We start from the raw sequence: 23,633 nt of genomic DNA, 5'->3' as shown, positions 1-23,633 counted from the left end.
TTAAAATTGTATTCGGGCTTTAGAAATCACCGAATTGTTTTCGAATTTTTCGTTTAAATATTTTTGATAACCTACAATTCCAATCATTGCAGCATTATCTGTAGTGTATTCAAATTTAGGAATAAATGTCTTCCAACCGTATTTTTGTTCTGCTTCTTTTAATGTTTTCCGAATACCCGAATTAGCACTAACACCGCCACCAATTGCGATTTGATTAATTCCGGTTTCTTTAACCGCTAATTTCAATTTGTCCATCAAAATTTCAACAATCGTATATTGAATAGAAGCACAAATATCATTTCTATTTTCTTCTATAAAATTAGGATTTTCGGCAACCTTTTTTTGGATAAAATATAAAACAGCCGTTTTCAATCCCGAAAAACTAAAATTCAATCCGGGAACTCTAGGTTTTGTAAAAGCAAACGCTTTTGGGTTTCCCAATTGGGCATATTTATCAATTAAAGGACCGCCAGGATAAGGCAATCCTAGAATTTTAGCACTTTTATCAAATGCTTCTCCTACGGCATCGTCAGTTGTTTCTCCAATAATTTCCATATCGAAAAAATCACGAACCACCACAATTTGAGTGTGTCCTCCCGAAATGGTTAGGGCTAAAAAGGGAAATATTGGTTTTTCAAAACCTTCTTCAGCAATAAAATGAGCCAAAATATGAGCATGCATGTGGTTAACAGCAATCAGTGGAATATTCAATGCCATTGATATTGATTTTGCAAATGAGCTACCTACTAATAAAGACCCCATTAATCCTGGACCTTGTGTAAATGCAACAGCAGAAAGTTGCTCTTTTGTGACTTCTGCCTTTTTCAAAGCCGCATCTATAACTGGAACAATATTTTGCTGGTGAGCTCGAGAAGCAAGTTCGGGTACAACACCGCCAAATTCTGTATGAATCAGTTGGTTAGCAACAATGTTTGACAAGACTTTATCATTTTGTAAAACGGCTGCAGCAGTATCATCACAGGAACTTTCTATTGCAAGTATAAAAACAGGCGAAGGCGTCATATAAAAGGCATGAATTTTGAGTTAGAATTGGCTGTAAGATTCAAAAAAACTGTATTTTTACAACGTAACAAAAATAAGGTTTTTATTTTAAGGTTTTTCCCTTTCTACTGGCAAAATTTATTTATTGGAAAAAGTACAAAAAACATCAGCGATTCACCGTCTCAAAAAATATACAGTCCGAGTTTTACTTGGGTTGATACTGTTTTTGTTGATTTCTGCCATCGTACTTTCACTACCTTTTGTGCAAACTCGTATTGGTCATTATGTTACGAATATACTCAACACTGATTTTGGAACAGATATCAACGTTGAACAGGTTAATATCTCGGTTTTTGGAGGTGTTAAATTGAAAACGGTGTTGATTAAAGACCACCACAAAGACACGCTTATTTTTGCCAATAGAGTTAAAACCAACATTCTGGATTTGGGAAAAATGTTAAACGGCGATTTGCTGTTTGGCGATGTCAGGTTAGATGGAGTCGTCTTTAATTTAAAACTTTACAAAGGCGAAGACGAAACTAATATTAATACATTCGTTTCTCTTTTTGATTCTGACACACCTTCAAGTGGTAAAAAGTTTTTACTAGAAGCCACAAATGTTTACCTTACAAATACCACGTTTAGAGTTATTAACGAGAATCTTGAAACACCTAAAAGTGTTGATTTTTCTAAGTTGGATGCTTCTTTTAGCACATTAAAAATTTACGGACCAGAAGTTACAACCAAAATTAATAAGATGGCATTTAAAGACCATCGCGGTTTAAAAATGGACAATTTGAGCGGTCAGTTTACGTATAATCCTACTACCATTATTCTTGACGAAATGCTTTTCAATACGAAAGAGTCTGATTTTAAGGGAAATGTAAAATTGTCATACAAGCCGGAAGATTTTGGAGATTTTATTAATAAAGTAGTTTTCGATGTGAATTTTGATGAAGCAACTATCTCTACTAACGACATTCGTTATTTTTACGATGAACTGGGAAAAAATAAACGTTTCAATATCAAAACACATCTGAAAGGACCGCTGAACGATTTGATGCTAGACAATTTAAAATTAATTGATGACAAAGGCACACAAGTTATAGGTAATGTAAATTTTAAAAATCTTTTTGGTGAAAATGAACAACGTTTTTACATGAAAGGTGATTTTTATAGAGTAAGTTCTGACTATGATAATCTTTCTGAATTGTTACCCAATGTTCTTGGTAAAAATTTACCTGAAATTTTACGAAAGTTAGGTAAATTTATGGTTGTGGGTTCGGCGGAAGTTACTGCAACGAATATCACGACTGATTTCTTCATGAAAACGCAAATTGGAAATATCAAATCCAATTTAACTATGGCAGAAATTGATAATATTGACCATGCCTCGTATGTTGGAAATGTCGAGTTAGACAAGTTCAATATCGGCAAATTTTTAAGCATTAAAGATATCGGGATTGTTAGCTTAGATGTTGCTATAAAAGGTAAAGGATTTACCGAACAACATGTAGATACGTATGTTAAAGGAGGCGTTTCTCGCTTGACGTATAACAACTATAATTACTCTGATATTTTGCTGGAAGGCCAGTTCAAACGTCCTGTTTTTAAAGGAACAATCAATGTAAACGACCCTAATTTATTTATGGATTTTGAGGGTTTGATTGATTTGAGTAAGAAAGTTTTGCACTACGATTTCAAAGCGAATATTGACTATGCTAATCTTTCAAAACTAAACTTTGTTAAGGATTCAATTGCTGTTTTCAAGGGAAACGTAGCAATGAATGTAGACGGAAATTCGCTTGATGATTTAGCCGGTGAAATAAAAATATCGCAAACGGCCTATAACAACGATAAAGACAATTATATTTTTGAAGATTTCAATATTACGTCTTCATTTGATGCTGATAACGAGCGTACCATTGCTGTAAATTCTCCTGATATTATTGAAGGAAGAATGGTAGGTAAATTTAAATTTAAAGAATTACGTGCAATTTTAGAAAACGCAGCGGGAAGTTTGTATGCGAATTATCAACCCAATAAAGTTTCAAAAGGACAGTATGTGAAGTTTAATTTTGCCGTCTATAATAAAATCATTGATGTATTTGTCCCTGAAATTGAGCTAGGTTTAAATACAACCATTAGAGGTGCGATTGACTCCGATAAAAATGAATTTAAAATGGTGTTTAATTCGCCTAATATTAAAGCATTTGATAATTATATTGACCGAATTAAAGTAGATATTGACAATAAAAATCCTTTATATAATACGTATATTGAGATGGATTCCATCAAGACGAAGTATTATAAAATAAGCGATTTTAGCTTTATTAATGTTACTGCAAAAGATACTTTATTTGTAAGAACCGAGTTTAAGGGAGGCAAGAATGCTGAAGATTTCTACAATCTGAATTTATACCACACCATTAATCCTGAAAACAACAGCGTTATCGGACTTAAAAAATCAGAAGTGCATTTTAAAGATTATATGTGGTTTTTGAATGAAGCCGAGAATGCAGATAACAAAGTGGTTTTTGATAAAGAACTGAAGAATTTCGATATCGAAAACTTTGTAATGACGCATGAAAATCAAAAAATTGAATTATTTGGAAAACTTAAAGATTCCAATTTTAAAGATTTAGAGTTGAATTTTGCTAACGTAAACTTGGCTAAAATTGTTCCGACGGTTGACAGTTTAAAAGTGGAAGGAAATTTAAATGGAAAGATAAACTTCAAGCAAAACAACGATGTTTATCAACCTACTGCTCAAATTAAAGTAGACAGTTTAAAAATGAATTCGATTGATTTGGGTAATTTAAACCTAAATATTGAAGGTGATGATGACTTTAGGAACTTTACTATTTTTTCAAATTTGGAAAATAAAGATGTTGAATCATTTTTGGCGGAAGGAACTTTTGCTGTCGAAAATAAAGAAACACTGCTTAATCTGGACGTTCGACTCAATAATTTTAATGCTTCTTCACTTAGTCCACTTGGAGGTGAAGTCATTTCTGATATTCGAGGACTAGTCTCAGGAACAGCAAATTTCAGAGGAAATGTGAAAAATCCAGAAATAAATGGACGGCTATTTCTAGATGAAGCAGGTTTGAAAATTCCGTATCTCAACGTGGATTTAGCATTTAAAGAAAATTCGATTGTCGATTTAACTTCTACGCAATTCATCATTCAAAACGCTACAATTGAAGACACAAAATTTAATACTCAAGGAAGATTAAATGGCTTTATTGGACATAAAAACTTTGGAGATTGGAAATTAGATTTAACTATAAACACCAATCGTTTGTTAGTTTTGGATACCAAAGATTCTGAGGACGCAGCCTATTATGGAACTGCTTTTATCGACGGAGTTGCCACAATTAAAGGACCTACAGACGGTTTGCTGATTGAAGTTCAAGCGGAATCTAAACAAGGAACATCGATTAAAATTCCAATTAATAATTCAGAATCTGTAGGAAATAAGAGCTTTATGCATTTTCTTTCTCCGGAAGAAAAAAACAATTTGAAAAATGGAATTTTCGCTGCAAACCGAAATTACAAAGGTTTAGAATTAAAATTTGATTTGGACATCACAACTGAAGCCGAAATTGAAGTTATTTTAGACCGCGAAACAGGTCACGGAATGAAAGCCAAAGGAAACGGAACCTTGCTTCTTGAAATCAATACGCTCGGAAAATTCAACATGATTGGAGATTACCAAATTTATGAAGGAAGTTATAATTTCAAATACCGTGGTTTAATTGACAAGCGTTTTGAAGTAAAAAAATACAGTACAATTGTTTGGGAAGGCGATCCATTAAGAGCGCGTTTGGACTTAGAAGCCATTTATAAAACAAGTGCAAATCCATCCGTTTTACTCGATAATCCATCTATTAATCGACGTGTTCCTGTAGAAGTAGGTATCGGAATTACAGGAAGTTTGAGTAGTCCTGAACCTGATTTTCAAATTAATTTTCCAACAGTAAGCTCGGTTTTGAAATCAGAAATTCAAACGAAATTGAGCGACAAAGACATTCGTCAAACACAAGCGCTGACGCTTTTAAGTACTGGTGGTTTTTTGAGTCCAGATGGCGTAGATCAAAATGCACTAACCCGAAATCTATTCGAAACCGCGGGTGGAATTTTTGATGATATTTTTCAAAATCCTGACGATAAATTAAAAGTGGGTATTGACATTGTTTCCGCAGATAAAACGCCTGGTCGCGAATCTGATGGTTCTGTTGGTTTCACGGTTTCAACACAGATTAATGAGCGGATTACGGTAAATGGTAAGCTTGGTGTTCCCGTTGGCGGAATCAACGAATCTGCAATTGTAGGAAATGTCGAGGTTCAATATCGAGTTAACGAAGATGGAAGTATGAATCTTCGTGTTTTCAATCGTGAAAACGATATTAATTATATAGGAGAAGGAATTGGCTATACACAAGGTGTGGGTATTACCTATGAAGTCGATTTTAATACTTTTCAGGAATTGGTCAATCGTTTCTTCAAAAAACACAAAATTGACAAACTTTCTGTCGACCATTTAATTCCAGATTCAAGTCCAAATCCGGAATACATGAATTTTCCAGAAAAAAAAGATACAAAAGAAAAAGAAAAGCACAATTCTGAGGCGATACCTTCTAAAGAGGATTAAATTTTTTTCAATAAAATTGCTACTACTTTTCTACTTGCAAATTAGACGTTTTCGAAAACTTATTAACGAAAACGTTTGAAATCATAAGTGTTTATTAAATAATTATTTTACAGTGTTTTTTGTGACTTATCTTTGTTAAATTAGCAAATAAATTAGTCATTAAATGTCAAAAACGATTAAAAAAATAGCAGTTCTGACTTCTGGAGGAGATTCTCCCGGAATGAATGCAGCCATACGTTCCGTCGTTCGTACTTGTGCTTTTCACGGTATTGATTGTATAGGAATTTACCGAGGATATCAAGGAATGATTGAAGGTGATTTTAAAGAAATGGGACCTCGTACCGTTAATAATATCATCAATAAAGGAGGAACGATTTTAAAATCAGCTCGTTCTAAAGATTTTCTTACTGTTGAAGGCCGTCAAAAAGCACACAAACACCTTATGGATGCAGAAATTAGTGCATTAGTTGTCATTGGTGGTGACGGTAGTTTTACTGGAGCTCAAGTTTTTAATAAGGAATTTAATTTTCCTGTTATGGGAATTCCCGGAACAATTGACAACGATATTTATGGTACAAGTCATACATTAGGATACGATACTGCTTTAAATACAGTTATCGAATGCATCGATAAAATTAGAGATACTGCAAGTTCTCACAACCGTTTATTCTTTGTAGAAGTAATGGGTCGCGATGCAGGTCATATTGCCTTGAATGCTGGAATTGGTGCTGGAGCAGAGGAAATTCTAATTCCAGAAGAAGATTTGGGTTTAGACCGATTGTTGGAATCTCTTCAGAAAAGTAAAGCCTCAGGAAAATCTTCGTCCATAGTTGTAGTTGCCGAAGGTGATAAAATGGGTAAAAATGTCTTTGAATTGAAAGATTATATCGAGGAACATTTACCGGAATACGATATTCGTGTTTCCGTTCTAGGTCACATGCAACGTGGTGGTTCGCCGTCTTGTTTTGATAGAGTTTTAGCAAGTAGGTTAGGGGTCAAAGCCGTTGAATCTTTAATAGAAGGAAAGTCAAATTTTATGGTTGGAATTCTAAAAGATGAAGTTACTTTAACACCGTTAGAACAAGCAATAAAAGGACATTATCCAATTGACATGGAGCTTCTTCGCGTTTCAGATATTATGTCAACATAGCATTTTACTATAATAGTTTCAAAAAATAAATAAATATTAATAGTGGCTTAAAGTCTATAGCTTTTTGCCTAAAGCAATCAAAAAAATGTCAAAAATAAAATTAGGAATAAACGGTTTTGGAAGAATTGGAAGAATTGTTTTCAGAGAAACATTCAATAGAGATAATGTAGAAGTTGTTGCCATCAATGATTTATTAGATGTGGACCATTTGGCCTATTTACTAAAATACGATTCAGTTCACGGTCGTTTCAACGGAACGGTTGATGTAAAAAACGGAAAATTATTTGTAAACGATAAAGAAATTAGAGTTACTGCCGAAAGAAACCCAGCCAATTTAAAATGGGACGAAGTTCAAGCGGAAGTAGTTGCTGATTGTACAGGGATTTTCACTACACTTGAAAGTGCCAAAGCACATATTGATGGTGGTGCTAAAAAAGTAGTAATTTCTGCTCCATCGGCTGATGCTCCAATGTTCGTTATGGGTGTAAACCACGATAAGGCAACTGCACAAGATACTATTGTTTCCAATGCTTCTTGCACTACCAATTGTTTGGCTCCGTTAGCTAAAGTGTTGAATGATAACTTCGGAATCGTAGAAGGTTTAATGACTACAATTCACGCTACAACAGCAACTCAATTAACTGTTGATGGACCATCTAAAAAAGATTTCAGAGCGGGTCGTGCAGCAGGATTAAACATTATTCCAGCTTCTACAGGTGCTGCAAAAGCAGTAGGAAAAGTAATTCCAGAATTAAACGGAAAACTTACTGGTATGTCAATGAGAGTTCCCGTTGCCGATGTTTCTGTTGTAGATTTAACGGTTAAATTAGCTAAAGAAACAAGCTACGAAGAAATTATGGCAGTCCTTAAAAAGACTTCTGAAACGACAATGAAAGGTATCTTAGGTTTCACCGAAGACGACGTTGTTTCGCAAGATTTTGTGTCGGATTCGCGTACTTCTATCATCGATGCTAATGCCGGGATTGGATTGAATTCAACTTTCTTCAAGATTATTTCTTGGTACGATAATGAATATGGATATTCTAGCAAATTAATCGATTTATCGGTTCATATTGCTGGTTTAAAATAAATTATTTACTTAAATCCCATTGATGCATTTCAATGGGATTTTTGTTTTTTGGAGCTATTTCCAGCGATTCGTTGCAATCTTTATTTTTTTAAAGAAAAAAATAAAGGATTTCCACTGCTATCTGGGCTAGGGGTTTCGTGAATTGAGAACCTTTAGTTTTTAAAAGATATTTCAGTTCCTAAAAAAATCATTATATTTCAAATCTAATAATTATAATCAATGAAATTACTTGTAGATAGTGGTTCCACTAAAGCCGATTGGATTGCCATTGACGACTCAGGCAAAGTGTTATTTACCACACAAACCTTAGGACTCAATCCCGAGGTTTTAGATAAAGACCAAATTATTGCTCGACTTGACGACCGTTTTGATATTTTACACAATAAGAGTAGTGTCACACATTTATATTTTTATGGAGCAGGTTGCGGAACTGATAGAATGAAGAACTTTCTAGCTCAAGTCTTCGAAGAATATTTTGCTAAAGCAACGATTTCTGTTCAAGAAGATACTTTTGCTGCTGTTTATGCTACCACACCCAAAGGCGAAAAAGCAATTGTATCTATTTTAGGAACAGGTTCTAATTGCAGTTATTTTGACGGAAATATTCTGCATCAAAAGGTGCAATCTTTAGGATATATTGCAATGGACGATTGCAGCGGAAATCAATTTGGACGCCAGCTAATCCGGGGTTATTATTTTAATAAAATGCCATCTGATTTAGCTGTACTTTTTGAAAAAGAGTACAACTTAGATGCTGATGTAATCAAGCACAATTTATATAAGGAAGCCAATCCAAATGCCTATTTGGCCACATTTGCAAAATTCTTAATTCAACATAAAGACCACGAGTTTTGTCATAAAATTATAAAATCAGCAATGCAGGATTTTGTTGACAATTACATCACACAATTTGACAATTGCCGCGAAGTTCCTGTGCATTTTATTGGCTCTATTGCTTTTTATTTAAAAGACGAACTGCAATTTGTTTTGGAACAAAACAATTTAAAAATAGGAAATGTTTTACGTCGTCCAATTGATGGATTGATTCAATATCACGCTTTAAATAAGTAATTATGGAAATTGCAATAATCGCACATGACCGTATGAAAGCGGATATGGTTCAGTTTTTAAACAAAAACAAAGCGCTGCTTTCTAAAGCAGATATCGAAATGGTTGCTACCGGAACCACAGGAAGTAAAGCCGAAAATGCCGGATTCAAAGTACTCAAAATGCTTTCAGGACCCATGGGAGGTGATGCACAAATTGCCGCTCGAGTTGCTGAAGGTAAAACCCAAATGGTGCTTTTCTTCAAAGACCCCAACTCAAGTCATCCACACGAAGTAGATATTAATATGCTAATTCGGGTTTGCGATGTCCATAATATTCCGTTAGCTACAAACGAAGCAACTGCACAGTTGCTGATCAATTCACTAACATAAAATAAAGTCTAAAAAACTTAATAACAATCCCAATCGTTGATAGCTCTTTTTTCACCAAGAAAAAACGAGCTTATCACTGACGTCCTAGTTCAAGTACGGATTACAGGTCGGAACATGTTATCAAAACTATAAAGCCTTAAAAAACAGTTTACACAAAATTTTGAGAAGTCCCATCTATAACCCGTTTACGCCAAACGCTATCCAAAGTCAACAAGACAACTGCCAAAGTCAACAAGCCAACTTCCAAACCCAACAAGACAACTGCCAAAGTCAACAAGCCAACTTCCAAACCAAACAAGCCAACTTCCAAACCCAACAAGACAACTGCCGTACCCAACAAGTCAACTTCTAAATCCGCAAAATCAAACTTCAAAAAAAAACTTCCAATAATCAACTGATTATTGGAAGTTTCAATAATTAGATTTAGGACAATTATCTTTGCATTCTTACAAAGGTTCTAGTAGTAACTTTATCCGACGTATCATCATACGTATCTAAAACCAAATTCCCATCTACATCGAAGTAGCCAACAGATATTGAATTTTTCCCTCTAAAAATATAACTGTTTGAAGTGGTCGCTCTCAAAAGACCAATTTGAGCGTTATCTACATCAGTGACAATATACCCAGAAGGATCTAATGATAACATATAATTTTTTCCATCAAATTGGTAAGCCGATGAACGATCAGTAGATACAGTTCTTGTCGTGCCATCTGGATTGGTAACTGTAGTGGTAGAAACCATTTCAACTGGCGAAGTCTTCATATCTTTATTCAAAGCTTTCGAATCCGGATTCTCAAGTTCAATATTCTGTTTTGCTTTGATGTTCTGCTCTTTAACTACTTGCTTTGTTCCATCAGAATCTTTGGTAGTTGTAACTGTTTTTTTAGTAACGTCAGTAACGTTAGTGTTCTGTGCTTGTAAACCTGCCGATAAAAGCAAGGCAAAAGTGAATGTCATTATATTTTTCATAGTGTTGGTTTTTAAATTTGTGATTTAGTCCAAAGATATGAACCAAATTGGTTAAATATGTTATCCAATTACTTTTAAATGTTATACTCTATCGAAAGTATTATCCTAAAATCGCTCTAACTTCATACTTCATTTATGCAACTTAAAATGTATATTTGCACACTTTTAAAAACAGAATCTAATGAAAGCAGGAATTGTAGGATTACCTAATGTGGGAAAATCAACTTTATTTAATTGTTTATCAAATGCAAAAGCGCAAAGTGCAAACTTTCCTTTTTGTACAATCGAACCCAATATTGGAGTAGTAAATGTACCTGACCCAAGGATTGCGAAATTAGAAGAATTAGTAAAACCAGAACGCGTTCAGATGGCTACTGTGGATATCGTTGATATTGCAGGTTTAGTTAAAGGAGCTAGTAAAGGGGAAGGTTTAGGAAATCAATTCTTAGGAAATATTAGAGAATGTAACGCAATTATTCACGTTTTGCGTTGCTTTGACAATGATAATATAATTCACGTGGATGGAAATGTTAATCCTATTCGCGATAAAGAAACGATTGATATCGAATTGCAGTTGAAAGATTTAGAAAATGTTGAAAAACGTTTGGAAAAAGTAAATCGCGCTGCAAAAACGGGAAATAAAGAAGCGATTACTGAAAAAGGATTGTTAGACCGAATTAGAGAAACGCTTTTGCAAGCGAAATCAGCAAGGACGGTTGTTCCTCAGAATAACGACGAAGAGGTTTTGATGGAAGAATTTCAGTTGATTACTAATAAACCGGTTTTATACGTTTGTAATGTGGACGAAGATTCAGCTGTAAAAGGAAATAAATATGTAGACCAAGTTCGCGAATTGGTAAAAGATGAAGATGCAGAAGTAATTGTACTTTCTGTTGGTGCTGAAGCAGATATTACTGAATTAGAAAGCTACGAGGAACGCCAAGTTTTCTTAGAAGATATGGGATTGACAGAACCAGGTTCTGCTGTTTTAGTTCGTGCCGCTTACCGACTTTTGAAACTGCAAACTTATTTTACCGCAGGTGTTAAAGAAGTTCGCGCTTGGACCATCAATATTGGAGACACAGCTCCAAAAGCAGCAGGAGTAATTCATACTGATTTTGAAAAAGGATTCATCCGTGCTGAAGTTATCGCTTATGCTGATTTTGCTAGTTTCGGTTCAGAAGCAAAAGTAAAAGAAGCCGGAAAATTAAGAGTAGAAGGTAAGGAATATATCGTAAAAGATGGTGATGTGATGCATTTCCGTTTTAACGTATAAGAAGACAAAATAGATATTTTGAGAAAAACCTGTAATTTGATTACAGGTTTTTTTATTGTTTTACAATTTTCTGAACGTTGGTTTTTCCTTGATTTTCTAATTGAATTATGTAAACACCATTTGACATACTTGAAATGTCTATCGATTTCACATTTGAATATTCATTTAATTTTTGCCCAATTAGACTATAAACGATTACATTTTCAATTTGCTCAGAAAAATTTAATATTCCAGAGGTAGGATTTGGAAATAGATTGTTGGACTTTAAATTCGGATTATCAACGGATAAATTGGATTGATTGATATGAAAAGCAAGTGTATTATTGCCGCCGGACCAAACAAAATCTGACGCACCTTGATTATCGATATTCACAATACCCAATTGTCCCATAATTAAACCTATAGTTTGATGCATACTGACTTCGTTTGTAAAAGTATGGGCGGTATTATTTGCAAAAACAGAAATATGATTTGTGTAAGAAACATACAAATCTTCTAACCCATCGTTGTTATAATCTACAGAATTAATTGCAATCAAGTTGGGAATAGAGGAAAGTACCGCTTCATAAGTCATCACGCCACTTCCATTATTGCTAAACCATTTGACTAATCCGCCGCTATTTCTACTTATAATATCAATATCGCCATCATTGTCCACATCCATTGGGTGAATTAAAGAGACAATTTCTGCAATGATAGAATAATAATGAGGAGTGAAAATGGCATTTCCGTTATTGGTATAAATTACAACACCGGCAGTTTCCCCGGAAATTAAATCCATATCGCCATCATTGTCAATATCTGCAACAGCCAAGTCTAAACATTCTAAAACTAGAGGAGACGTACTTGTGCTCAATATAACTTCCTGGGTAAAAACACCGCTACCATTATTTCTAAAAAAATCAATGGAATGCTGACCAATAATTACAATGTCATCAGAATTATTTTGGTCAAAATCAGCCACTATTACCTCATTATATGTAGTGGGGTTAGTGCTCAATAAAGAACTTGTAAATGAACCATTGTTGTTTAAATAAATCCAAGCCTCATTATTCGCTTCTCCAATCACTACAAAATCTATGGAATTATCATTGTTAAAATCTCCAACGGCAACCCCTCGACAAGCATAAAAATTATCGATTAAAATAAAAGAACCAAAAGAATTATTAGTTTGATTTAAGTAATAACCAAAACGACCATTAGTTCCGGCCGTCGAGGTTATAATGTCTTTGAATCCATCATTATTTATATCATAAGATATGATTTTACTAATTCCGGCACTTTGAACGGATGTATCGATATAATTTACTGGACCCATCTGAGCATTCAGTTGTAAAGAACTAAAAACTATTAACAGAATAAGAGTAATTTTTTTCATAAAAGTTTTATATTTTTATTCAACTATCTATTTGATACATACGTACTTTAGACAACGAATATACAAAAAGATTATAATATTAGGTTTTGTTTTAGTAATACAGTCGGGTTTCTTTTGTTATTTTTATTAAATTGGTCTACTATTTAAGATAACAATTATGAAAATTATAGCCTTTGCCGGAAGTAACAGTTCCAAATCCATTAATAAAAAATTAGCAACATATGCCGCAAGTCTGTTTGAAAACGCAGCAGTGGAAGTTTTAGATTTAAATGAATATGAAGCACCGCTATTTAGCGTTGACACGGAAATTAAAATCGGAAAAGCAGAAAAAGCTGATGCTTTTGTACAAAAAATAAATTCGGCAACTGTTTTGGTTGTTTCTTTGGCTGAAAATAATGGCAATTATTCAGCTTCTTTTAAAAATTTGATAGACTGGTGTTCACGAATTGACAAAGGTTTTTTTCAAAATAAACCAATGCTGTTAATGGCAACTTCTCCCGGAGGTAGAGGAGGAAAAGGTGTTTTAGAAATTGCCCAAAATAATTTACCACGTTTTGATGCTAATATACAAGCAGTTTTTTCTCTTCCAAGTTTCGAAGAGAATTTTGATGTAGAAAATAATAAAATTTCCAATGAAGAGCTTAATGGTGAACTCAAAGACGCTGTTGAGAAATTACAAATAATTGCAGATGAAAAAAACGCTTAGACTTTTAGTTAAAATGATTTTAGCCGTATTGATTTTCGTAATCACTTATGTATTCTTCGCTTTAGTAATTCCATATATTCCGGTAAATACGAAAGATGTTGACCCTCAAGAAGACGTAACCGTTTATATTAGAACCAATGGAGTTCATACAGATTTAGTGGTTCCTATAAAAACAGAATTTAAAGATTGGAGTGAAAGTATTAAGTTTAGCCATATAAAATCGCAAGACAGCACTATGCAATTTATTGGATTTGGTTGGGGTGATAAAGGGTTCTACTTGGATACACCTGAATGGTCTGATTTAAAATTCAGTACTGCTTTTGTCGCTGCTTTCGGACTCGGAAGTTCTGCAATGCATTCCACTTTTTATAAGAAAATAAACGAAAGTAAAGACTGCGTAAAAATTAAAATTTCCGCTCAAGAATATAATAATTTGATTGCTTATATCGAAGAAAAATTTAAACGAGACGAAAATGGAAAACCGATTTTAATTGATGCAACCACCTACGGTCAAAACGATAGTTTCTACGAAGCGAAAGGATCATACAGTTTCTTTTACACCTGCAATACTTGGGCAAATAATGGATTAAAAGCCATGAATCAAAAAGCCGCACTTTGGACGCCAAGTGATTTTGGAATTTTTCAACATTACAATTGATTTTGAGTTCTAAACTGAGGAAAAAAGCATTGAATTTATAGTTGATTTCTTTTTTATAATTTTATTTCTAGCCACTTTTATTTTTTGTTCAGATACCGTATATTAGCTGAAAATCCGTAATTCTCAAATGGCAGAACAAAATCAGTATACCGAAGACAATATTCGTTCACTCGACTGGAAAGAGCACATCAGAATGCGTCCCGGAATGTACATCGGAAAATTAGGCGACGGTTCTTCTCCTGACGATGGAATTTACATTTTACTTAAAGAAGTTTTAGACAACTGTATCGATGAATTCGTTATGGGTGCTGGGAAAACCATTGAAGTCAGCATTAAAGACAAAACGGTTTCTGTTCGCGATTACGGCCGTGGGATTCCGTTGGGAAAAGTGATTGATGTAGTTTCTAAAATGAATACGGGGGGGAAATATGACTCACTTGCTTTTAAGAAATCCGTAGGGTTAAATGGCGTCGGAACAAAAGCAGTTAACGCACTTTCGCATTATTTTAGAGTAGAATCGGTCCGTGAGGACAAGCAAAAAGCAGCCGAATTTTCTGCAGGAAATTTAGTTGTAGATGAAGAAGTCATTGAAAGTACCAAACGTAAAGGAACTAAAGTAATTTTTGTTCCAGACGAGGCGATTTTTAAAAATTACAAATTCAGAAATGAATATGTAATCAAAATGCTGAAGAATTATTGTTATCTAAATACGGGACTAACAATTTTGTACAACGGCGAAAAATTTCATTCAGACAACGGACTTAAAGATTTATTAGATGAAAATATTGCTGAAGAAGATATGGTTTATCCCATCATTCATCTTTTAGGCGAAGATATTGAAGTAGCATTAACACACAGTAAAACGCAATATTCAGAAGAATACCACTCTTTTGTAAATGGGCAAAACACGACACAAGGAGGGACACATTTGGTTGCTTTTCGTGAAGCCTTGGTTAAAACTATTCGTGAATTTTATAATAAAAACTTTGAACCTTCCGACGTACGAAAATCAGTGGTAAGTGCCGTAAGTATTAAAGTTATGGAACCTGTTTTTGAATCACAAACAAAAACAAAATTGGGTTCCACAGACGTTGGACCCGATATGCCAAGCGTTCGGACTTTTGTAAACGATTTTGTGAAAACAAAATTAGATAACTATTTGCACAAACATCCTGAAGTAGCCGATTTGCTACTTCGCAAAATTTTGCAAGCTGAAAGGGAACGAAAAGAACTTTCAGGAATCCGAAAATTAGCCAAAGACCGTGCTAAAAAATCCAACTTACACAACAAGAAATTGCGGGATTGTAGAGTTCATTTGGCTGATATAAAAAATCCGCGGTATTTAGAAAGTACGCTTTTCATTACAGAGGGAGATTCCGCTTCGGGTTCGATTACCAAATCGCGTGATGTAAACACACAAGCCGTATTCAGTTTACGAGGAAAACCGTTGAATTCTTACGGAATGACTAAGAAAATTGTTTATGAAAACGAGGAATTCAATTTATTGCAAGCCGCTTTAAATATTGAGGAAGCCATGGAGGATTTGCGTTATAATAATATCGTAATTGCTACAGATGCCGATGTAGATGGAATGCACATTCGATTATTACTGATAACATTTTTCTTGCAGTTTTTTCCAGAATTAATCAAAGAAGGTCATTTGTATATTTTACAAACTCCCCTTTTTAGAGTTAGAAATAAAAAAGAGACCATTTACTGCTATTCTGATGAAGAAAAAGTAAATGCCATTGAAAAGCTCAAACCTAAACCAGAAATAACTCGATTTAAAGGACTTGGAGAAATTTCGCCCGATGAATTCAAACATTTTATTGGAGCAGATATTAGATTGGATCCTGTGATGTTAGATAAATCTACTTCGATTGAGAAATTATTAGAATTTTACATGGGGAAAAATACACCTGATAGACAAGAATTTATTATCAATAATTTGAAAGTGGAATTGGATGTGGTGGTGAAAGAGTAATAAACGGCAGTTTTATAAAAAAAATATTGTTGAAAACTATACTATAATTTTTAGTTCTTAAAACATATAATGAACGAAGACGAAGAAAATAAATTACCCGACGAAAACGAAGAATCTCTAAACCAATCATCAAGCGATGAAGGTTTTGACGATATTCAAACCTCGGGACATCACTTTTACGAAACCAACGACAATCCTGAAGATACGATTACGAAAGTAACCGGAATGTTCAAGGATTGGTTTTTGGATTATGCTTCTTATGTAATTTTGGAGCGTGCGGTTCCTGCAATAGAAGATGGTTTTAAACCGGTTCAACGTCGAATTATGCATTCGATGAAGGAATTAGACGACGGCCGTTACAATAAAGTAGCCAATATCGTGGGTCATACCATGCAATATCACCCTCACGGAGACGCAAGTATTGGTGATGCGATGGTACAAATTGGTCAAAAGGAACTGATTATTGACATGCAGGGAAACTGGGGAAATATTCTTACCGGCGACAGTGCGGCAGCTTCTCGTTATATTGAAGCACGAATATCGAAATTTGGTCACGACGTTTTATATTCGCCAAAAATTACAGAATGGGGTGTTTCTTATGACGGACGTCGTGCAGAACCTGTGAACCTTCCTGTGAAATTCCCATTGCTTTTAGCACAAGGTGCTGAAGGAATTGCTGTTGGTTTATCCACCAAAGTTTTACCACACAATTTCAATGAGCTAATAGATAGTTCTATAAAAATTTTAAAAGGCAAACCTTTTACTTTATACCCGGATTTTCCTACGGCAGGAATTGCTGATGTTTCTAATTATAATGATGGTCTTCGAGGCGGAAGGGTTCGTGTTCGGGCTAAAATTTCGCAATTAGACAAGCAAACTTTAGTGGTTACTCAAATTCCGTTTTCGACCAATACGGGAACGTTGATTGACAGTATTTTGAAAGCCAACGATAAAGGTAAAATCAAAATCAAGAAAATTGAAGACAATACGGCTGCAGAAGTAGAAATTTTAATTCATTTATTTCCAGGTGTTTCGCCTGATAAAACAATTGATGCCTTGTTCGCTTTTACGGCTTGTGAATCGTCCATTGCACCTTTGGGTTGCGTAATTGAAAACCACAAACCTTTATTCATAGGTGTTTCGGAAATGTTGAAGATTTCGACGCATCGAACAGTAGCTTTGTTAAAGAGTGAATTGGAAATCCAACTGGCTGAACTGCAAAACAAATGGCATTTTTCGACTTTAGAGAAAATATTCATTCGCGAGGAAATGTACATCGATTTTAAGTTGTATTCCGACAGAGAAACACTTTATGAGTACTTGTACAAGAGCTTTGAGCCTTATTTAAATTTATTAGTTCGTGAAATCAACGACGATGATTTGCAGAAATTGACGCAAATCCCGATGATACGTATTACTCGTTTTGACTCGGATAAAGCAGATGATGCCATTGCAAAATTGGAAGCGGAAATGGAACAAGTTCGACATGATTTGGAACATATTATTGATTTTTCAATTGCCTTCTTTGCCAAATTAAAAGAGAAATACGGAAAGGGGAGGGAACGTCAAACCGAGCTTCGCATTTTTGACGATATCGAAGCTACGAAAGTTATTTTACGAAATACAAAATTATACGTCAATCGGGAAGAAGGTTTCTTTGGAACGGGATTAAAAAAAGACGATTATGTAGCAGATTGTTCTGAAATTGACGATGTTATTGTTTTTTTACGAGACGGTTCGATGATGATTTCTAAAGTAGACGATAAGAAATTTGTTGGAAAGGACATCATTCATATTGCCATTTTCGACAAGCAAGACAAACGTACCATTTATAACATGATTTACCGTGATGGAAAATCAGGACCATCTTATATTAAAAGATTCAATGTTTCTGGGGTCACTAGAGATAAAATTTATCCACTTTCACAGGATAAAGCAGGTTCGCAAGTGCTTTATTTTTCGCATAATCCAAACGGAGAAGCCGAAGTGATTACCATATTACTACGTCAAGTAGGAACGGTTAAAAAATTAAAATTTGACATCGATTTTGCAGATTTAGCTATTAAAGGTCGAGGCTCTAAGGGGAATTTGGTAACCAAATATCCAATCAAGAAAATCGAACTGAAGGAAAAAGGAATTTCAACATTAAAACCACGACGAATTTGGTTTGACGACACGGTTCAAAAACTTAACGTAGACGGAAGAGGGGAGTTGCTAGGCGAATTTAAACCGAATGACCGCTTGTTAATTATTCAACAATCTGGAAAAGTAAAAACAATTATTCCAGAACTGACGACGCACTTTGACGATGATATGATTGTTCTTGAAAAATGGTCGCCTAAAAAACCCATCTCTGCCATTTATTTCGAAGGAGAAAAAGAAAAGTATTTTGTAAAACGCTTTTTAATTGACAATGAAAACAAGGAAGAATTTTTTATTACGGAACATCCAAAATCACAAGTAGAAATTGTAGCAACCGATTATAAGCCAGTGGCTGAGGTAGTTTTTTCAAAAATAAAGGGAATTCAGAAAGAAAATCAAACTATTGATTTTGATAGTTTTATTGCTGTGAAAGGTATTAAGGCTTTGGGAAATCAACTGACGGCTGATAAAATTAAGCAAATTAATTTATTAGAATCACTACCATTTGATATTCCAGAAGAAGTCATTCCTGAGGAAAAAGAAGTTATTGATGAAATTGAAGTAAATCCCAATATCAAATTAGGTGAAGATGGACAGATTAATCTTTTTGAAGAAGACGATAATTAATTATCAAGCATAAATATTTTTACTAATTTAGTGGTTATAAAAACAAATGGAACACCCGATTTATCTTGAACATCCTTGGCTAATTGCACTATTTGCCGTGGTAATTGTTGTAATGTTACTTTTAGACTTAGGCGTATTTAATAAAAATAGTCACGAAATAACAAATAAGGAAGCTTTAGCTTGGTCAGCGGTTTGGATTGGTTTAGCGATGGGTTTTAGTGCAATTATTTATAATATCGCAGGTCCCACAAAATTTTATGAATTTCAATCGGCATATTGGATTGAAAAAGCACTCTCAGTAGACAATCTGTTTGTATTTATAATGGTCTTTAAATTTTTTGATGTTGCCAATAAAAACAAACATAAGATTCTTTTCTGGGGAATTTTAGGTGCATTATTTCTGCGAGCGATTTTTATTTTTTCTGGAGCTTACTTGATAAAGTTGACCTATCTAAATACGATTTTAGAAAACCTTGGTGTCGCCCAATTCAAGTACAACATCAACATTATAATGACTGTCTTTGGAATATTTTTGGTCTATGCCGGAATTAAATCTTGGATGCCGGAAAAGGAAGATGATAGTGCAGATTATAATCAAACCAAAGGTGCTTTATTAGTTCGGAAATTCTTCAAAGTAACGGATGAATACGACGGAGATAAATTTTTTACCATAAAAAAGGGCAAACGTTATGCGACACGTCTCTTTGTAGTTTTAGCGGTCATCGAGTTTACCGATTTACTTTTTGCAGTCGATTCTATACCTGCCATTTTTGCTATTTCTGACGACCCTTTTATCTTATATACGTCTAATATTTTCGCAATTTTAGGACTAAGAGCGTTATTTTTCTTATTAGATAATTTTCTTTATTTGTTTAGTATGCTTAAATATGGATTGGCAATAATCCTTTCTTTTATTGGTTTCAAAATGATAATTGCTCCATTTTATCATTTAGATTCGGTTTTTTCATTAATTATCATTGGCGGAATATTAATAGGATCTGTTCTATTGTCCATTATTTTTGTGAAGAAAACGCCGTAATTAAATAGTTACTAAATTTAAATTAATTTGTACTATATTGAATTAGGAAATTAGAGTACCGATTAACCTCAAGGATTGTTTAAATTGTCCGAAAAAATCTGTATTTTTGGCATCTAAAACATAACAAAATGGCATCAATAACATTAGGAGGAAATCCTATTCATACAAGCGGTACTTTACCACAAAAAGGTTCGAAAGCTACTGATTTTACTTTAATCAAAACGGACTTATCTTCAGCTTCTTTATCTGATTTTTCAGGTAAAAAATTGGTTTTAAATATTTTTCCAAGCATCGATACGGGTACTTGTGCTCAATCCGTTCGTACTTTTAATGAAAGTGCTAGTAAATTAGAGAATACCACGGTTTTGTGTATTTCAAGAGATTTACCATTTGCTCAAAAGCGTTTTTGTGGTGCTGAAGGTTTAGAAAATGTGATAAATCTTTCTGATTTTAAAACGGGTGAATTTGGAAAAAATTATGGTTTAGAAATGACAGACGGCCCATTGGCTGGTTTACATTCAAGAGTCGTAATTGTTTTGGATGAAAACGGAACTGTTTTATATGCCGAACAAGTTGACGAAATTGCTGATGAACCGGATTATGAAAAGGCTTTAGCGGTCCTTTAGAATATGAAACAAGATCATACATTTGTAACAGGAAGATTAAAAAGTTTAAAATTTGCACTTTCAGGCGCTTTCAAGTTGATTAGTACAGAACACAGCATAATGGTTCAGTTTTCATTGGGAGTACTAGTTACTATTGCTGGATTTTATTTTGAAATTTCAAAAACAGAATGGCTGTTTCAAACCCTAGCTATTGGCTTAGTTTTGAGTATTGAAGGTTTAAATACGGCTGTAGAAAAAATTGCAGATTTTATTCATCCTGAATTTCATCAACGAATTGGATTCATTAAAGATATAGCTGCTGGAGCTGTGTTTTTCGCAGCTATTACAGCACTTGTTATTGGTGCAATAATTTACATTCCTATTATTCAAGCGCTCTAAATTATTTAGAAATCCTAAAATAAAACTTACATTTATACCAAAAGTATTTTCTAAAGCATGGCGAAAACAACAAAAAAGACTACAACTTCTAAAAACGACTCAAAATCTGAATCTCCAAAAAAGAGAGGGTTTTCACGTCAGCATAAAGTGATTCTTGGAACACTTTTGTTCTTGTTTTCAATTGCATTATTACTTTCATTCGTTTCCTTTTACATTTATGGACAGCAGGATCAAAGCGCCATTCACGAAATTGGAAATCGCTCAATAGAGGTACGAAATTGGCTCGGAAAATTCGGAGCTTACCTCGCTAATGTATTTGTCTTTGAAGGTTTTGGGGTTGCCTCTTTTATCTTTGTACGCTTGTTTTTTATAACGGGTGCTTATTTAATATTAGATATATCGGTAAAAAAGTTACGAAGCAGTTGGTTCTGGGATAGCTTCTTAGCGATTATAGTAGCTGTTATTTTTGGATTTTTTGCAACCAAGCTTCCTGAATTGGGGGGTATTATTGGTTTTGAAATGAATGATTATCTACAAGATTATTTGGGAAAAACAGGTGCTTTGTTGGTGTTGATTTTTGGGTTCATTATCTTTTTGATTTTTAGAATTAAAGTTTCTCCAGATGCAGTAAAGAATATTTTTGAAAAAACCAAAAACAAGGTTGCTCAAGATTTTGAATCTTTGAAAAAGAGTAGGGAAGAAGTAAAATCGTATAATTTAGAAGAATTTGCAGTAGATGAAGAGCCTGAATTAGTCACGAAAGAACCCGTAATCAAACCAGTGTCAAAATTTGAAATTGATAAAGAAGTTTTGAAGCCAACGATTAGTCATTCTTCTGAATTAAAATTAGATACAAAAGCTAAAACTCCCGTTTTTTCTGCCGAATTAGTAGTTGAAGAAACGCCTCATAAAGAAGAATTTGTTATTGAAAAAGTAGAGGAAGAAGAAACAATCGAGGAAAATACGGCATCGAGATTAGTGGCTGATTTTGGATTATTCGACCCCACTTTAGACTTGTCGAATTATAAATTTCCTTCATTAGATTTATTAAAAGAATATTCAACGGGCGGAATTACAATCAATCAAGAAGAGCTTGAAGAAAATAAAAACCGTATTGTAGAAACTTTAAGGAATTATAAAATTGAAATTGCACAAATTAAAGCAACTGTTGGGCCGTCAGTTACTTTATACGAAATTGTGCCCGAAGCTGGAATTCGAATTTCAAAAATAAAAAGCTTGGAAGATGATATTGCTTTATCACTTTCAGCATTAGGAATTCGTATCATTGCTCCAATTCCTGGAAAAGGGACAATCGGTATCGAGGTTCCTAATAAAAACCCAACCATGGTTTCGATGAAAAGTGTAATCGGATCCGCTCGTTTTCAAGAAGCTGAAATGGAATTGCCTATAGCTTTAGGAAAGACAATTAGTAATGAAACGTTCGTTGTTGATTTAGCTAAAATGCCTCACTTATTAATGGCTGGTGCTACGGGCCAAGGTAAATCGGTAGGTTTAAATGCGGTGTTGACTTCTCTTTTATATAAAAAGCATCCAGCAGAAGTTAAGTTTGTTTTGGTAGATCCAAAAAAGGTAGAATTAACCTTGTTCAATAAAATTGAGCGTCACTATCTTGCGAAACTTCCCGATGCAGGAGATGCAATTATTACTGATAATGCAAAGGTTATCAATACGTTAAACTCAATGTGTGTTGAGATGGACAATCGTTACAACTTGTTGAAAGATGCAATGGTTCGAAATATTAAAGAATACAATGAAAAATTTAAAAATCGGAAATTAAATCCTGAAAATGGACACCGATTTTTACCTTATATAATATTAGTTGTTGATGAGTTTGCCGATTTAATTATGACGGCAGGAAAAGAAGTAGAAACACCTATTGCCCGATTGGCTCAATTAGCTCGTGCTATCGGAATTCACTTAATAATTGCCACCCAACGTCCATCTGTAAATGTAATTACTGGTATTATTAAAGCAAATTTCCCCGCTCGAATTGCATTTAGAGTGACATCAAAAATTGATTCAAGAACCATTTTAGATACGTCGGGTGCGGATCAACTTATAGGACGTGGAGACATGTTGTACACCAATGGAAATGATGTGGTTCGAGTGCAGTGTGCTTTTGTGGATACTCCAGAAGTTGAACGAATTACTGAATTTATCGGTTCTCAAAAAGCATATCCAGATGCGTACTTATTGCCTGAATTTATTGGTCCGGATGAAACTGGCACTAAACTTGATATGGATATTTCCGAAAGAGATACTTTATTCCGTGAGGCTGCTGAAATTATTGTTACAGCCCAACAAGGTTCGGCTTCTTTGCTTCAACGTAAATTAAAGTTAGGTTACAATCGTGCCGGACGTTTAATTGATCAATTGGAATCTGCTGGAATAGTAGGGCCCTTTGAAGGAAGTAAAGCGAGAGGAGTTTTGATTCAGGATTTAAGTTCTCTTGACGATTTTTTTAATAATGAACAAAACACATTGTAAA

General features: G+C 34.2%; 18 protein-coding genes. 14 read left to right on the top strand and 4 right to left on the bottom strand.

Annotated elements, in window-relative coordinates; translation table 11 throughout:
- Window positions 1–1,023: a tRNA (adenosine(37)-N6)-threonylcarbamoyltransferase complex transferase subunit TsaD gene (tsaD, locus tag ACQ5J2_RS13915; RefSeq protein ID WP_432671063.1), complete on the bottom strand. Its 1,023-nt coding sequence runs from the start codon at window positions 1,021–1,023 to the stop codon at window positions 1–3.
- Between the two features lie 124 nt (window positions 1,024–1,147).
- On the opposite strand from tsaD, the gene ACQ5J2_RS13910 reads away from it, so the two are divergent.
- The 5 genes from ACQ5J2_RS13910 (at window position 1,148) to ACQ5J2_RS13890 (ending at window position 9,338) form a co-directional block, all read left to right on the top strand.
- A complete protein-coding gene (locus tag ACQ5J2_RS13910; protein ID WP_432671062.1) occupies window positions 1,148–5,659 on the top strand; it encodes a translocation/assembly module TamB domain-containing protein in 4,512 nt (1,503 codons plus the stop codon).
- A 163-nt stretch (window positions 5,660–5,822) separates the two neighbouring features.
- On the top strand, window positions 5,823–6,809 hold the full coding sequence (gene pfkA, locus ACQ5J2_RS13905) for a 6-phosphofructokinase (protein WP_432671061.1): 987 nt from the start codon (window positions 5,823–5,825) through the stop codon (window positions 6,807–6,809).
- An 85-nt stretch (window positions 6,810–6,894) separates the two neighbouring features.
- Window positions 6,895–7,899 carry a type I glyceraldehyde-3-phosphate dehydrogenase gene (gap, locus tag ACQ5J2_RS13900; RefSeq protein ID WP_432671060.1) on the top strand — a complete coding sequence of 335 codons (1,005 nt, stop codon included), beginning with the start codon at window positions 6,895–6,897 and terminating at the stop codon, window positions 7,897–7,899.
- A 219-nt stretch (window positions 7,900–8,118) separates the two neighbouring features.
- Window positions 8,119–8,970, top strand: a complete 852-nt coding sequence (locus ACQ5J2_RS13895; RefSeq protein WP_432671059.1) for an N-acetylglucosamine kinase — start codon at window positions 8,119–8,121, stop codon at window positions 8,968–8,970.
- Between the two features lie 2 nt (window positions 8,971–8,972).
- On the top strand, window positions 8,973–9,338 hold the full coding sequence (locus ACQ5J2_RS13890) for a methylglyoxal synthase (protein WP_432671058.1): 366 nt from the start codon (window positions 8,973–8,975) through the stop codon (window positions 9,336–9,338).
- A gap of 148 nt (window positions 9,339–9,486) precedes the next feature.
- Here the strand turns inward: ACQ5J2_RS13890 and ACQ5J2_RS13885 are convergent, their stop codons facing one another.
- Together ACQ5J2_RS13885 and ACQ5J2_RS13880 are read right to left on the bottom strand one after the other, a co-directional pair.
- Window positions 9,487–9,711: a hypothetical protein gene (locus ACQ5J2_RS13885; protein ID WP_432671057.1), complete on the bottom strand. Its 225-nt coding sequence runs from the start codon at window positions 9,709–9,711 to the stop codon at window positions 9,487–9,489.
- Between the two features lie 59 nt (window positions 9,712–9,770).
- Window positions 9,771–10,310 (bottom strand): hypothetical protein, encoded by a 540-nt coding sequence (locus ACQ5J2_RS13880; protein WP_432671056.1) that lies wholly within the window; start codon window positions 10,308–10,310, stop codon window positions 9,771–9,773.
- 181 nt (window positions 10,311–10,491) lie between these two features.
- Between ACQ5J2_RS13880 and ychF the strand changes: the two genes are divergently transcribed.
- Window positions 10,492–11,586: a redox-regulated ATPase YchF gene (ychF, locus tag ACQ5J2_RS13875; RefSeq protein WP_432671055.1), complete on the top strand. Its 1,095-nt coding sequence runs from the start codon at window positions 10,492–10,494 to the stop codon at window positions 11,584–11,586.
- 52 nt (window positions 11,587–11,638) lie between these two features.
- Here the strand turns inward: ychF and ACQ5J2_RS13870 are convergent, their stop codons facing one another.
- Entirely contained in the window at window positions 11,639–12,964 is a 1,326-nt protein-coding gene (locus tag ACQ5J2_RS13870) for a T9SS type A sorting domain-containing protein (protein ID WP_432671054.1), read from the bottom strand.
- Between the two features lie 157 nt (window positions 12,965–13,121).
- Here ACQ5J2_RS13870 and ACQ5J2_RS13865 point away from each other — a divergent pair, with 157 nt between their 5' ends.
- From ACQ5J2_RS13865 to ACQ5J2_RS13830, 8 genes are all read left to right on the top strand, one after another.
- Window positions 13,122–13,670, top strand: coding sequence for an NADPH-dependent FMN reductase (locus ACQ5J2_RS13865; protein ID WP_432671053.1), 549 nt, complete (start codon window positions 13,122–13,124; stop codon window positions 13,668–13,670).
- Window positions 13,654–14,328: a TIGR02117 family protein gene (locus ACQ5J2_RS13860; RefSeq protein ID WP_432671052.1), complete on the top strand. Its 675-nt coding sequence runs from the start codon at window positions 13,654–13,656 to the stop codon at window positions 14,326–14,328. The genes ACQ5J2_RS13865 and ACQ5J2_RS13860 overlap by 17 nt, the downstream gene beginning before the upstream one ends.
- A 127-nt stretch (window positions 14,329–14,455) precedes the next feature.
- Window positions 14,456–16,312 carry a DNA topoisomerase IV subunit B gene (locus ACQ5J2_RS13855; RefSeq protein WP_432671051.1) on the top strand — a complete coding sequence of 619 codons (1,857 nt, stop codon included), beginning with the start codon at window positions 14,456–14,458 and terminating at the stop codon, window positions 16,310–16,312.
- A 69-nt stretch (window positions 16,313–16,381) separates the two neighbouring features.
- Window positions 16,382–19,081 carry a DNA gyrase/topoisomerase IV subunit A gene (locus ACQ5J2_RS13850; RefSeq protein WP_432671050.1) on the top strand — a complete coding sequence of 900 codons (2,700 nt, stop codon included), beginning with the start codon at window positions 16,382–16,384 and terminating at the stop codon, window positions 19,079–19,081.
- Between the two features lie 46 nt (window positions 19,082–19,127).
- Window positions 19,128–20,120: a TerC/Alx family metal homeostasis membrane protein gene (locus tag ACQ5J2_RS13845; RefSeq protein ID WP_432671049.1), complete on the top strand. Its 993-nt coding sequence runs from the start codon at window positions 19,128–19,130 to the stop codon at window positions 20,118–20,120.
- 128 nt (window positions 20,121–20,248) lie between these two features.
- On the top strand, window positions 20,249–20,746 hold the full coding sequence (gene tpx / locus ACQ5J2_RS13840; protein ID WP_432671048.1) for a thiol peroxidase: 498 nt from the start codon (window positions 20,249–20,251) through the stop codon (window positions 20,744–20,746).
- A 3-nt stretch (window positions 20,747–20,749) separates the two neighbouring features.
- The gene (locus tag ACQ5J2_RS13835) at window positions 20,750–21,124 is read left to right on the top strand and encodes a diacylglycerol kinase family protein (RefSeq protein ID WP_432671047.1); all 375 of its coding nucleotides are present in this window, start codon (window positions 20,750–20,752) and stop codon (window positions 21,122–21,124) included.
- Window positions 21,125–21,181: 57 nt separating this feature from the next.
- On the top strand, window positions 21,182–23,632 hold the full coding sequence (locus tag ACQ5J2_RS13830) for a DNA translocase FtsK (RefSeq protein ID WP_432671046.1): 2,451 nt from the start codon (window positions 21,182–21,184) through the stop codon (window positions 23,630–23,632).
- Window position 23,633 lies beyond the last annotated feature (1 nt).

Source organism: Flavobacterium sp. SM2513 (assembly GCF_050908145.1).
Lineage (GTDB): Bacteria > Bacteroidota > Bacteroidia > Flavobacteriales > Flavobacteriaceae > Flavobacterium.
This window is presented reverse-complemented; position numbering and strand designations above follow the sequence as displayed.